This is a genomic window from Natrinema versiforme (genome assembly GCF_005576615.1).
In the GTDB taxonomy this organism is placed as follows: Archaea; Halobacteriota; Halobacteria; order Halobacteriales; family Natrialbaceae; genus Natrinema; species Natrinema versiforme_A.
In genome coordinates this window covers 124637-137249 of sequence record NZ_CP040330.1, presented here as the reverse complement: position 1 = coordinate 137249, position 12613 = coordinate 124637, and the positions used below count along the sequence as shown (strand labels likewise).

Annotated in this window: 10 protein-coding genes; 4 read left to right on the top strand and 6 right to left on the bottom strand. The window is 66.9% G+C overall.

The window, feature by feature from the left end:
- Nucleotides 1–51: 51 nt before the first annotated feature.
- The 3 genes from FEJ81_RS00660 to FEJ81_RS00650 all read right to left on the bottom strand — a co-directional run bounded on the left by FEJ81_RS00660 (nucleotide 52) and on the right by FEJ81_RS00650 (nucleotide 3709).
- Entirely contained in the window at nucleotides 52–1341 is a 1290-nt protein-coding gene (locus FEJ81_RS00660) for an adenosylhomocysteinase (RefSeq protein WP_138243448.1), read from the bottom strand.
- A gap of 175 nt (nucleotides 1342–1516) precedes the next feature.
- The gene (locus FEJ81_RS00655; protein WP_138243447.1) at nucleotides 1517–2284 is read right to left on the bottom strand and encodes a hypothetical protein; all 768 of its coding nucleotides are present in this window, start codon (nucleotides 2282–2284) and stop codon (nucleotides 1517–1519) included.
- A gap of 129 nt (nucleotides 2285–2413) precedes the next feature.
- Complete coding sequence (locus FEJ81_RS00650; protein ID WP_138243446.1) at nucleotides 2414–3709, bottom strand: amidohydrolase; 1296 nt, start codon at nucleotides 3707–3709, stop codon at nucleotides 2414–2416.
- 122 nt (nucleotides 3710–3831) lie between these two features.
- Here FEJ81_RS00650 and FEJ81_RS00645 point away from each other — a divergent pair, with 122 nt between their 5' ends.
- Complete coding sequence (locus tag FEJ81_RS00645) at nucleotides 3832–4509, top strand: stage II sporulation protein M (RefSeq protein WP_138243445.1); 678 nt, start codon at nucleotides 3832–3834, stop codon at nucleotides 4507–4509.
- 107 nt (nucleotides 4510–4616) lie between these two features.
- Complete coding sequence (locus FEJ81_RS00640) at nucleotides 4617–5558, top strand: DUF4382 domain-containing protein (RefSeq protein WP_138243444.1); 942 nt, start codon at nucleotides 4617–4619, stop codon at nucleotides 5556–5558.
- A 116-nt stretch (nucleotides 5559–5674) separates the two neighbouring features.
- Here the strand turns inward: FEJ81_RS00640 and FEJ81_RS00635 are convergent, their stop codons facing one another.
- Together FEJ81_RS00635 and FEJ81_RS00630 are read right to left on the bottom strand one after the other, a co-directional pair.
- Nucleotides 5675–8275 (bottom strand): heavy metal translocating P-type ATPase, encoded by a 2601-nt coding sequence (locus tag FEJ81_RS00635; RefSeq protein WP_138243443.1) that lies wholly within the window; start codon nucleotides 8273–8275, stop codon nucleotides 5675–5677.
- Nucleotides 8276–8359: 84 nt separating this feature from the next.
- Nucleotides 8360–8947, bottom strand: coding sequence for an AsnC family transcriptional regulator (locus FEJ81_RS00630; protein WP_138243442.1), 588 nt, complete (start codon nucleotides 8945–8947; stop codon nucleotides 8360–8362).
- Between the two features lie 126 nt (nucleotides 8948–9073).
- Between FEJ81_RS00630 and FEJ81_RS00625 the strand changes: the two genes are divergently transcribed.
- Entirely contained in the window at nucleotides 9074–9271 is a 198-nt protein-coding gene (locus FEJ81_RS00625) for a CopZ family metallochaperone (RefSeq protein ID WP_138243441.1), read from the top strand.
- A 4-nt stretch (nucleotides 9272–9275) separates the two neighbouring features.
- On the opposite strand, the gene FEJ81_RS00620 is transcribed toward FEJ81_RS00625, so the two are convergent.
- The gene (locus FEJ81_RS00620) at nucleotides 9276–11618 is read right to left on the bottom strand and encodes a heavy metal translocating P-type ATPase (protein WP_175416331.1); all 2343 of its coding nucleotides are present in this window, start codon (nucleotides 11616–11618) and stop codon (nucleotides 9276–9278) included.
- 119 nt (nucleotides 11619–11737) lie between these two features.
- Here FEJ81_RS00620 and hisG point away from each other — a divergent pair, with 119 nt between their 5' ends.
- A complete protein-coding gene (gene hisG, locus FEJ81_RS00615) occupies nucleotides 11738–12595 on the top strand; it encodes an ATP phosphoribosyltransferase (RefSeq protein WP_138243440.1) in 858 nt (285 codons plus the stop codon).
- Nucleotides 12596–12613 lie beyond the last annotated feature (18 nt).

Sequence of the window (12613 nt, the reverse complement as noted above, 5' to 3'; positions counted from 1 at the left end):
CTTTTACCGGCTGAAAACGGGCGAAGAACGCTCGATCGGGAGTTCGGCAGGTTACGTGCCGTGGTCCCAGCTGTCCATGTACTCGCGCTGGGTGTCGGTCAGCGAGTCGAAGTCGACGCCCTCCGCCTCGAGTTTGATCTCGGCGATCTCCTTGTCGAGGTCGTCGGGAACGTCGTGGACGCCCGCGTCGTAGGCGTCACCGTTCTCGAGCATTTCTCGCACGCAGACGGCCTGAATCCCGAAGCTCTGGTCCATGACCTCGACGGGGTGTCCGAGCGAAACGGGCGCGGCGAGGTTGACGAGTCGGCCCTCGGCGATGACGTTCAGCTTGCGGCCGTCCGCGAGTTCGTAGGCCTCGACCCCATCCCGTGCTTCGTAGCGGTCGACCGCGAGGTCGTCGAGCGCGTCCAGATCGATCTCGATGTCGAAGTGGCCCGCGTTCGCGAGGAGAACGCCGTCTTGCATCTTCTCGAAGTGCTCCTCGACGATGACGTCTCGGTTGCCCGTCGTCGTCAGGAAGACGTCGCCGACTTCGGCCGCTTCCGACATGGGCATGACCTCGTAGCCCTCCATGTGGGCCTCGAGCGCGCGCCGGGGCTCGACTTCGGTGACGATGACGTTCGCGTTCTGGCCCGACGCCTTCTGTGCGACGCCCTTCCCGCAGTAGCCGTAGCCCGCGACGACGACGTTCTTGCCGGCCCACGAGAGGTTCGTGGTCATGGCGATGGAGGCCAGCGAGGACTCGCCGGTGCCGTGAACGTTGTCGAACAGGCGCTTCATCGGCGTGTCGTTCACAGCAAATACGGGATAGTCAAGCGCCCCATCACGGTCCATCGCGCGCAGGCGGTGGACGCCGGTGGTGGTCTCCTCGGCCCCGCCGACGATGCCGTCGATCAGTTCGGGGTAGTCCTCGTGGATCGCGGCGACGAGGTCCATCCCGTCGTCGACGGTGATCGTGGGCTCGTGGGCGATGACGGCCTCGATGGCGGCGTAGTACTCCTCGTCGTCGACGCCGCGCTTGGCGTAGCTCGTGATGTTTTCGTGGGTGTCCAGCGCCGCCGAGACATCGTCGTGGGTCGAGAGCGGGTTACAGCCGGTCACCGCGACCTCCGCGCCGCCCTCCGCGAGCGTCTCGACGAGCATCGCCGTCTTCGCCTCGACGTGCATCGCCATGCCGATGCGCTCGCCCTCGAAGGGCTGCTCCGCGACGAACTCCTCGCGGACGTGTTCCAAGATCGGCATGTGTTGGGCGGCCCAGTCCATCTTCCGGCGACCCTCTTCGCGAGCGGACTCGAGGTCGTCCAGTTGCTCGCTGATCGGGGGGTACTCGGTCTCGGTCATGGATCGACAGAGTGGGACCGTAGCCAAAACGGTACCGAACCGTTCCGACGGCCGACTCGAGCGGCGACTCGGTTCCGGGGGCAAAACTGCGCCGTCACGGGTTAAAAACGATCGGCGAGAATGGTGGGTGGGCCGCGGATACTACGTGCCTGTTCGATCGACGCGATCGCGGTCGTTACTTGGGGCCGGCGTGACTCGGCGGGCCGCCACCGCTGCCGCCGTCGTCGTCATCGTCGTCGGAGTCGTCGTCATCATCGTCGGCATCCTCGACATCATCCTCGTCGGTATCTTCAGCGTCGTCGGCATCTTCAACATCATCGTTGGCAGTGTCATCTCCATCCGACGGACCGGCGTGGCTCGGCGGGCCTCGCTCATCGTCGTCGTCAGTCGGCGGGCCGCGTTTGTCGTCGTCATCGGCGTCTTCGTCGTCATCAGCGTCGCTAGGCGGGCCGGCGTGACTCGGCGGGCCGGCGTGGCTCGGCGCGTTACCCGGGTTGTTCGCGACGACGAAGCTCGCGACCGAGAGACCGATCGACTCGTTGGAGTCGTTTTGCTGGCTCTCGGCGTACTCGGAGACGAGCGCACCGAAGTTCGTCGCGGTTTCGTTGTCCGTCTCGTTGTCCGCGGTTTCGTTCTCCGCTACCTCGTCGGTCTCATTGAGGTCATCCGACTCGTTGTCATCAGTCGTCTCGTTCTCCTCTACCTCGTCCGTCTCGTTGAGGTCATCCGACTCGTTGTCGTCAGTCGTCTCGTTCTCCTCTACCTCGCTGGTCTCGTTGCCGTCAACCGTCTCGTTTTGCTGGACCAACGAGGGGTTGACATCGACGCTATCGACGGATCCCGCGTCAGCGGTCCCCGTATTCGCTGCCGCGGTCATCGGTGCGAGCACGGACGCACACATCGCGACCGCCAGTACGAGTGCGAATAGCCGTTTTTGTCTCATTCCGAGTCGAACATTCACGGATCCCTGAATAAACCCCGTCGGCAGTTCGATCAGTTCGCCGATTCGTTTCGAGCAATAAGAATCGTTTATACAGTTTATCGAGACTTGTGAGCGTTCAGCAGTCGTTCATCACTCGGCTCGAGCGACCAGCGACTCGGCCGCCTCGAGCGCTCGCTCCCGGACCGCCGCTTCGTCGAGCGAGAGTACCTCGCGGTCGCGCATGAGCACCCGGCCGTCACAGACGGTGTGGCGCACGTCTGCCGCGGCGGCCGCGTACGCGAGGTGGCTCACGAGGTCGTGGCGCGGCGTCAGGTGGGGTTTCTCGAGGTCGATGACGGCGAGATCGGCCGGTGCGCCCGCCTCGAGGCGGCCCGAATCGAGGCCGATCGCGTCGGCGCTGCCCCGAGTCAGCATCTCGACGACCGTCTCGGCGGGCACCGCGCTGGCGTCGTCGGCCGCGAGCTTGCCGAGCATGGCCGCGTCGCGGGCCTCGTCGAGCATCGAGAGGTCGTTGTTCGAGGCCGCGCCGTCGGTTCCGAGGCCGAGGGTGACGCCGGCCTCGCGCATTCGCTCGACCGGGGCCATCCCGCTGGCGAGTTTCATGTTCGAGGCCGGGCAGTGGATCACGCCGGTGCCGGCCTCGGCGAGCAGGTCGATCTCGGTCTCGTCGACGTGGACGCCGTGAGCGACGAAGTCCTCGGGTTCGAGCATTCCGTGTTCGGCGGCGTACTCGAGCGGCCGAATCCCGTGCTCATCGACGATCGGGGCGACCTCGTCGGCGGTCTCGTTCGCGTGGTAGTGGATCGGCACGCCGGCGTTCCGGGCTTCGGGGACGAACTCCTCGAGATACTCGCTCCCGACGGTCGTCAGCGAGTGTGGCATGAACGCCGTCGAGAGCCGGCCGTCGGCCGCGCCGTCGTACTCGCGGGCGACCTCGAGGCTCGTCCGGGCGTCCTCGCGGGCACCCTCGTCGTCCTTGACGACGGTGACGACGCCGTGGCCGAGGCGGGCACGGAGACCGCTCTTCTCGACTGCAGCGGCGATTTCGGGGACATCGAAGTACATGTCCGCGAAGGCCGTCGTCCCGGACTTGATCAACTCGAGCAGGCCCAGTTCCGCACCGACGCGGATGTCGTCGGCCGTCAGTTCGGCCTCGGCGGGCCAGATGTCCTCCTGCAGCCACGCGTCCAGCGGCTTGTCGTCGGCGTACCCGCGTAGGAGCGCCATCGCGACGTGGCAGTGGCCGTTGACGAACCCCGGCGTCACGAGGGAGTCCGCGGCGTCGAGCGTCTCGTCCGCCTCGCCCGCGAGGTCGGGAGCGATTTCGAGGATGGTGCCGTTCTCCTGATCGATCAGTACGTCCGCGGTCGTCACCGTCAGGTCGGGTCGGAGGACCCGGCCGTCGGTGATCGCAAGCGTCGTCATTGCCACACGGTTCTCGCCGGGCGGCCTTATTGTGTCGATTCGAACGATCACCGCCAGCCGCCGGCGCGACGAGGATAGAGACTAGTCGGCGGATTTAACATTTCGGTCGCGGAATAGCCGGTATGACCGAACGATCGCCGCACGCTGAGGGCGGCGGCTTTCTCAGCAGCTATCCGCCGCAGGCGGCGCTGGCCGACGCATGGGACGAACACCGCCGGTACGTCGGCTTCGCGGCCGGCCTGTTCGCGCTCGGCGTCGTCGTCGGGGTCCTCCTCTTGGCGGCCGGCTACAACCTGCTCGAGATCATCGCCGACCTGCTCGGCGAGAGTCTCTTCCCGGAGGATGTCGACGAGTTCGGCGGACTCGAGTTAGCGCGATTCCTGCTGGTGAACAACTCGCAGGCGTTTTTCCTGTCGATCGGCGGCGCGCTGTCGCTCGGGCTCCTCACCGCGTGGGCGATGGTGTTCAACGGGATCATCGTCGGCAACGTCGGCGCCGCCGTCGCCACCAACGTCGGCCTCGATTACATCCTCGTGGGCCTCCTTCCCCACGGGATCTTCGAACTCCCCGCCCTCTTCATCGCCGCCGGCGTCGGCTTCCGGCTCCTGTACCGGTTCGGACAGCGGATTCGGGGTAGCCGCGACGCGGTCTTTACCAAACCCTACCTCTACCGGACCGCCCTCCTCGTGCTCGCCGGCTGGCTCCTATTGGTCGTCGCCGCCTTCGTCGAGGCCTTCGTCACGCCCGCGCTGCTCGAGGCCCTGTTCGCCGAACGACTCGAGGGCCTGAGCACGCCCTGACTCGCCGTTGGGGCCGAGCCACCGTCTCGACCGTTTCGCCCGCTGAACGATATGAACGGCCCCAACCGTCGACCCCCTTTTTCCCTGCCGGATGACTGTCACTCGGTATGAACAGACGCGCAATCCAACTGATACTGGTCGCGGCTCTCGTGGCCGTCGCCGGCTGTGCCGGTGGCATGGGCGGACAACCGGCGAGCGAATCGGCAGGCGACGATCCCTCGAGCGTGGACGACTCGAGTGACGGCGGCATGGGAACGGCCGCCTTCTACGTCAGCGACGAACCGAACGTAATCGACGACTTCGAACACCTGAACGTGACGATCACGAAGGTCGGGTTCAAGAAGGCCGGCGGGTCGTCCGAGACGGACGGTGAGAGCGACGATGCGGACGACGGGAACGAGACCGACGACGAGACGGATGGCGAGGAGGACGAAGCCGACGACGGCGCGGCGAACGAAACCGACGCCGAAGGGGAAGCGCAAACGGACGGCGACGGTGAGAACGACAGTGACGGGGAAGAGACGGACGAAGAAGACGGCGACGGGAAAGACGAGGACGGTGACGATGAGAAAGACGGTGACAAGGCGGACGGCGACGGCGGTGACGAGTGGGTCGAGTACGACGTCGACGAACGGACGGTCGACCTCACCGAACTGAAGGGCGCGAACGCCTCGATGATCGACGAGTTCGACCTCCCGGCCGGCGACTACGAGAAGGTCTTCATCTACGTCAGCGACACCGAGGGCGTCCTGAACGACGGGAGTACGACGCGAGTGAAACTCCCGAGCAGCAAGCTCCAACTCAACTCGAAGTTCACCGTCGGCGATGGCGAGCGGGTCGACTTCGTCTACGACATCGCACCCCACAAAGCCGGCAAGAGCGGGAAGTACATCCTCAAGCCGGTGATCAGCGAGAGCGGAACGGGCGACAAGGTCGAGATTCGCGATGTCGACAAGAAAGATGAGAACGAAGGCGACGACGAAGACGAGAACCGCGGCAACGGCGGGAACGGAAACGGTGCGCCCGAAGCGGACGAGACTGACGAATAGTCGACGACGCTGTAACGACGCCTCGAGCGCGCCGTCGACTCAGGCTCGAGGGCCGTGACGCGTCGGAACTTCTTCTTCTTCGAGGAACGATGCGCCGGCAGCCGCTCGAGGACCGATCAGCGGCGGAATCGGCCGAGCAGTTCGTAGTCGCGGTCCGGTGTGTACCGGCGGAACAGCAGGCTGTTCGAGAGCACGGACACCGACGATAACGCCATCGCGCCGGCCGCGAGCACTGGCTGGAGCAGGCCCAGCGAGGCAAGCGGGATCATCGCGGTGTTGTAGCCGAGTGCCCAGACGAGGTTCTGCTTGATCTTCGCCAGCGTGGCCTCGGAGATGCGGATCGCCTTCACAACATCGAGCGGATCGTCGCGCATCAGCGTCACGTCCGCGGCCTCGATGGCCACGTCGGTCCCGGAGCCGATAGCGGTGCCGACGTGGGCGACGGCGAGTGCGGGCGCGTCGTTGACCCCGTCGCCGACCATCATCGCCTTGCGGCCCGTCGACTGGATGTCCTCGAGGGCGTCGGCTTTGTCCTCGGGCAACACGCCGGCCCGGACGTTGTCGGGGTCGATCCCGACCCGCTCGGCGACGGCGCGGGCCGTCCGCTCGTTGTCGCCGGTGATCAGCATGACATCGAGACCGCGCTCGCGCAGTTCGCCGACCGCGTCGGCGGAACTCTCCTTGACAGTGTCGGCGTCGGCCACCACGCCCACAACCGCGCCGTCGACCGCGACCAACATCGCGGTCTTGCCCTCGCGCTCGAGGCGCTCCATCTCGTCTTCGGCGGGCGCGGGATCGACGCCCCGCGCCTCGAGCAGCCGCCGGTTGCCGACCAGCACCTCGCGGCCCTCGAGGGTCGCCCGGACGCCCTGTCCGGGGACGTTCTCGAAGTCCTCGGGATCGGCTAGCTCGAGGCCGCGTTCCTCGGCCCCCTGGGCGATAGCCTGTGCGAGCGGGTGTTCGCTGTTGCGCTCGGCGCTGGCGGCCAGACGGAGCACCTCGCTCTCGTCGAGCCGCGCTCGAGTCGCCACCGCGCCGCCGTCGGCCGCCGTTTCGCCGCCGTCAGCGGCTGCTCGATCGCCGTCAGCCTCAAGCGCGACCACGTCGGTCAGCGTCATCTCGCCGGTCGTCAGCGTGCCGGTCTTGTCGAAGACGACGGTATCGACGTCTCGTGCCCGCTCGAGCACGTCGCCGCCCTTGAACAGGACGCCGTTCTGTGCGCCCAGCGTGGAACCGACCATCGTCGCGGCGGGCGTGGCGAGCCCCAGCGCGCAGGGACAGGCGATCAGCACCGCGGAGGCGAAGACGACGACCGCGAACTCGAATTTCGAGAGGACCGCGGGGCCGCCGCCGACCAGCCCCAGCACGGGCACCGCGTCGACGACACCCGCGAGCGCCTCGGGGAAGAGGAACCAGACGAGCCCCCAGAACAGGGCGTTGAGGATGACCGCGGGGACGAAATACGCCGAGATGCGGTCGGCGAGGTTCTGGATGTCCGGCTGGCGCGACTGGGCCTCCTTGACGGTCTGGACGATCCCCTGCAGGGCCGTGTCCGAGCCGACCTTAGTCGCCTCGACGACCAGTACGCCGTTCTCGTTGATCGTCGAGCCGATCACCTCGTCGCCCGCCTCCTTCTCGACGGGGACGGACTCGCCGGTGACCATCGACTCGTCGACCGCGGACTGGCCGTCCACGACGACGCCGTCCGTCGGCACCTTCTCGCCGGGCCGGACTTTCATCCGGTCGCCGACCGCGACGTCCTCGAGGTCGACCTCCCGTTCGGTCCCGTCCTCGTCGACCAGCGTGGCCGTCTCGGCCTCCATCTCGAGGAGTTTCCGGAGGGCGTCGCTCGCCTGTCCTTTCGAACGCGCCTCGAGGTAGTTCCCCAGCGTGATGAACACGAGGATCATCGCGGCGGTGTCGAAGTAGAGATTGCCCGCCAGCAGATCCAGCAGGACCACGAGGCTGTAGAGGTACGCCGTCGAGGAGCCGAGCGCGATCAGCACGTCCATGTTGGCGGTCCGGTTCTTCGCAAGCGCTGTGTAGGAGTTCTCGAGGAATTCGCGGCCCAGCAGGACGTAGACCGGGGTGGCGAGCAGGAACTCGACCCAGCCGAAGGAGACGCCGAAGACCGTCTCCGGAACGTAGGTCCCGCCGAGCAGGAACGTGTCGGCGAGGAAGAACAGGAACGGGGCCGAAAGCACCGCGCCGAAGATCGTCAGCCGGCGCTGTTTGCGGATCTCGGCCTGCCGGGCCGCGTTGCGCCGATCCTGATCCGACTCCTCCGCGTCGCCCTCGTCGCGGACCGGCGTGTAGCCGGCCGACTCGATGGCCGCGTAGAGGGCCTCGAGCGAGACGTCCGACGGGTTGTACTCGACGGTCGCCTCGTCGGTGGCGTAGTTGACCTCCGCGTCGATGACGCCGGGTACGTCCTCGAGGGCAGCCTCGTTGGTTTCGGCGCAGTTCGCACAGCTCATGTCCGTGATCCCGATCGAGCGACTCGCGCGGTCGGCTTCGTAGCCGGCCTCGTCGATCGCCTCGTAGATCTCGGCCAGCGAGATCGTCTCGGGATCGTACTCGACGGTTCCATCGTCGGTCGCGAAGTTGGCGGTCGCTTCCGCCACGCCGTCTCGGGACTCCAGGGCCTCGCTGATCGTCTGCGAACAGTTCGCACAGCTCATGCCCCGGATGTCCACGTGTGCGGTCCGGGTACTCATTGGTAACTAGTAGGGGCTCCCGTCTTACCCCCTTTGCTGATCGAAATCCAAACTGTGCGGGGCCGAGAACCTTCGAGTCGAAAGTCAGGCGCCCGCCTCGAACCGGTCGTACCGATCTTCGAACCGGCCTCGACAGGACGGACAGCAGAAGTGGTACACCTCGCTATCGATTCGAGTCGACTCGCCCTCGCTGTCGACCGTATTGCCACACTCCGCGCAGGTGAGCGCGAACTGCGTCCCCTCGAGCGAGGGCGTCCACTCCGCGTCGTCGACCAGCGTCACGTCGTACTCGACGCCGTCGGCGGGCAGGAGTCCCTCGAGCCACTCGCGGACGCGCTGGACTTGTGCGCGGGCGTAGAACCAGATTTCGCCGTCGGCGGTGACGAACACGTGTTCGACGGCGTCGGAATCCGCGACGGCCGCTCTGCAGTCGTCGACGGCAGCCGCGGGAACGGTCGCCCGGACGAACACCGGCACCCCCGCCCGGAGCTGTGACTGGTCCACGTCGACGGTGAAGCCGTTGATAACGCCCGCCTCCTCGAGGCGCTGGACGCGGTCGGAGACGGCGGGTCCGGAGAGGTCGACGCGCTCGGCGATTTCGCTGTACGGCCGGCGGGCATCCTCGCCCAGCAGCCGCAGGATCTGCATATCGGTCTCATCGAGGTCGCGCATACGTCCGGTTCGAACGCAGGAGCAAAGAATATAGCGACCGTCGCTTTGGAATCGAAAGCTGATCCTCCGATCGCGTTACCATCGAAAGCAGTAACGCACAAAGACCGGACGCCCCTATGGTCCACTATGAGTCGAACCATCACCGTCGAAGGCATGTCCTGTGAACACTGCGAACAGACCGTCGAAGACGCACTCGAGGGCGTCTCGGGCGTCGAATCGGTCGACGTCGACCGCGAGGCGGAGCGGGCCACCGTCGACGGCGACGCGGACCCGCAGGAACTGGTTCGCGCGGTCGACGAGGCCGGCTACGACGCGTCGGCGTAGAGTGTCAGTCAGCCGGCTGGGGTTCCCGCGGCGCGGCAACTCCCGACAGGCTCGGCACGGAGAGGTCGGTCCGGCGGAGGAACTGCGCGTTGATCGCGACGATCACCGTGCTGAGCGACATGAGCAACGCGCCGACCGCGGGCGAGAGGAGGATGCCGATCGGCGCGAGGACGCCGGCCGCCAGCGGGAGCGCGAAGACGTTGTAGCCCGCGGCCCAGACGAGGTTCTGTTGCATCTTCCGGTAGCTCGCGCGACTCAACTTGACGAGTCGGACCGCGTCCATCGGATTGTTCTTGACGAGGATGATGTCCGCCGACTGGACGGCCACGTCCGTCCCGCTCCCGATCGCGATGCCGATGTCGGCTCTGGTGAGCGCCGGCGCGTCGTTGACCCCGTCGCCGACCATCGCGACGGTTTTGCCCTGCTCCTGTAGCTCCGTGATCTTCTCGTCCTTGTCCTCGGGCAACACCTCGGCGAAGACCGTGTCGATCCCGAGATCGGCCGCGACCGCTCGAGCCACGTCTTCGGAATCCCCGGTCAGCATCGCCACCTCGAGTCCCAGTTCGTGGAGCGCGTCGACGACCCGGTAGCTCTCCTCGCGGATCACGTCCGCAAGCGCGAATGCGGCGATCTGCTCGCCCTCGCGGATTACATAAACGACCGTCTGCGCGTTCTCACCGGCTCTGTCGGCAAATCGCTCGAGCGCCGCCGGAACGTCGCCCTCGAGTTCCGAGAGCAAGTTCGGCCCGCCGACGTAGACTCGCTCCCCGTCTCGCGGCTCGTCGCCGCGAGACAGTCCGGCGGCGCGGAGCGCCGCCCCGTCGACCGTCGCGCGAACCCCTTTGCCTTTCAGCGCCTCGAAATCGGTAGCAGTTCCCCGCTCGAGGCCGCGCTCGTCGGCCGCCTCGCGGATCGCTCGGGCGATCATGTGTTCGGAGTCGCCCTCGACGGTGGCCGCCAGCGCGATCGCCTCGTCCGCGGAGACGCCGTCGACGGTCGCGATATCGACCACGCCCTGTTCGCCCTCGGTGAGCGTCCCGGTCTTGTCGAAGACGACGGTATCGAGGGTCCGGGCCCGCTCCATCGCGATTCGGTCCCGGACGAGCATCCCGTTGCGCGCGGCCAGCGAGGTGTTGATCGCGACCACCAAGGGGATCGCCAGCCCGAGGGCGTGCGGGCAGGCGATGACGAGGACGGTGACGACGCGTTCGATCACCGCCGAATCGAATCCCGTCGCGATCGTCCACGCGATCGCCGTGACGACGGCCGCACCGAGGGCGACGTAGAACAGCCAGCCCGCCGCGCGGTCGGCCAGCGCCTGCGTCCGGGACTCGCTACCCTGCGCCTCCTCGACCAGCCGCATGATGCCGGCCAGGGTCGTCTCCTCGCCCGTCGCGCTGATCCGCACCCGGAGGCTGCCGTCGCCGTTGACCGTTCCGCCGATAACCTCGTCGTCGGGTCCCTTCGAAACCGGCGTCGACTCGCCGGTGATCATCGACTCGTTGACGTCCGACTCGCCGTCCTCGACGACGCCGTCGGCCGGCACGCTCGCGCCGGGCCGGACGAGGACGAGGTCTCCCTCCTCGAGTTCGCTCGCCGGAACCGCCTCGGTCTCGCCATCGTCCGTGATCCGCTCGGCGGTGTCGGGCATCAGTTTCGCCAGTTCGTCCAGCGCGCTCGAGGCCCGCCGAACCGAGCGCATTTCGATCCAGTGGCCGAGCAGCATGATGTCGATCAGCGTCACGAGTTCCCAGAAGAAGGCCGACTCTGCGGGGACGACGACGCTCGCGAGGCTGTAGACGAAGGCGACGGTGATCGCCATCGAGATGAGCGTCATCATCCCGGGCGCGCGGTCGCGTAGTTCCGGAACGGCCATTCTGAGGAAGGGAACCCCGCCGTAGGCGAAGACGATCACCGCGAAGACGGGGGTGAGCCACTCGCTGCCGGGAAACGCCGGCATCGAAAAGCCGAGCCAGTCCTGCAGCGTCTCGCTGTAGAGCAAGACGGGAACCGAGAGCAGCACGGAGACGAAAAACCGCCGTCGGAACATCGTTTCGTGACCGGCGTGCATGCCGCCACCGTGGTCGCCGTGCCTGCCGTCTCCGCCGTCTTCGTGACCGCTATCACCGTGAGCACCGCCGGCGTCGTGACCGTCCGGGCTGCGTGTACCGTGACCGGCGCGGGCCTCCCCCTGTTCGTGCCGGTCGCGGATCTCGTCTCGCCCCCGTTCGGCGTCGTCGGCCTCGTCCTCGAGCAGCGACTCCTTCGTCCGATCGGTCCGATCGTCGCCAGGACCGGTATCGGCCGTCTCCGAGCCGTCCTCGGATCGGTGGTCGTGGTCGTCCATCGGAACCACTACGCCGCCGAGGCCCAAGGGACTGGGGGTGGCAGCCGCCGAAACGGGCCGAACCGGCGACTCGCCCGGATGAAAAGACAATTCCCCCGCCGCCGCCAAGGGGCCAGCATATGCGAATCGCCGTTCCCAACAAGGGCCGCCTGCACGAGCCGACGATCGACCTCCTCGAGCGGGCGGGGCTCCACCTCGAGAACGGGGCCGACCGGAAGCTCTACGCGGACACCGTCGATCCCGACGTGACCGTGCTGTTCGCCCGCGCGGCCGACATCCCGGAGTACGTCTCCGACGGCGCGGCCGACCTCGGGATCACGGGCTTCGATCAGGTGCAAGAAGCGCGCGTCGACAACGTCTCGGAACTGCTCGACCTCGAGTTCGGGCGCTGTCGGCTGGTGCTCGCGGCCCCGGAAGACGGCGGCATCGACGGCGTCGAGGATCTGGCGGGCAAGACCGTCGCAACCGAGTTCCCAAACATCACGGCGGACTTCTTCGCCGAGACCGGCGTCGATCCCGACATCGTCGAGGTCTCGGGCGCGACGGAACTCACGCCCCACGTGGAGATGGCCGACGCCATCGTCGACATCACGAGCACCGGGACCACGCTGAAGATGAACCGGCTAGCCGTCGTCGACGAGGTCCTCTCGAGTTCGGTTCGCCTGTTCGGTCGCGAGGACGTCCTCGACGAGCCGAAGATCGGCGAAGTCCGGACCGCGCTCTCCTCGGTCAAACACGCCGAGGGCAAGCGCTACCTGATGATGAACGTGCCGCGGGATCGACTCGAGGCCGTCCGCGATGTCATCCCGGGGCTGGGCGGGCCGACGATCATGGACATCGCCGACGAGGACGACGGGGCGAAGGTCGCGGTCCACGCCGTCGTCGACGAGGGAGATGTCTTCGAGACGATTACTGAGGTGAAAAACGCCGGCGCGAGCGATATTTTAGTGACCGAGATCGAGCGCCTCGTCGAGTAGTCGCGGGCGGTCGCGGCC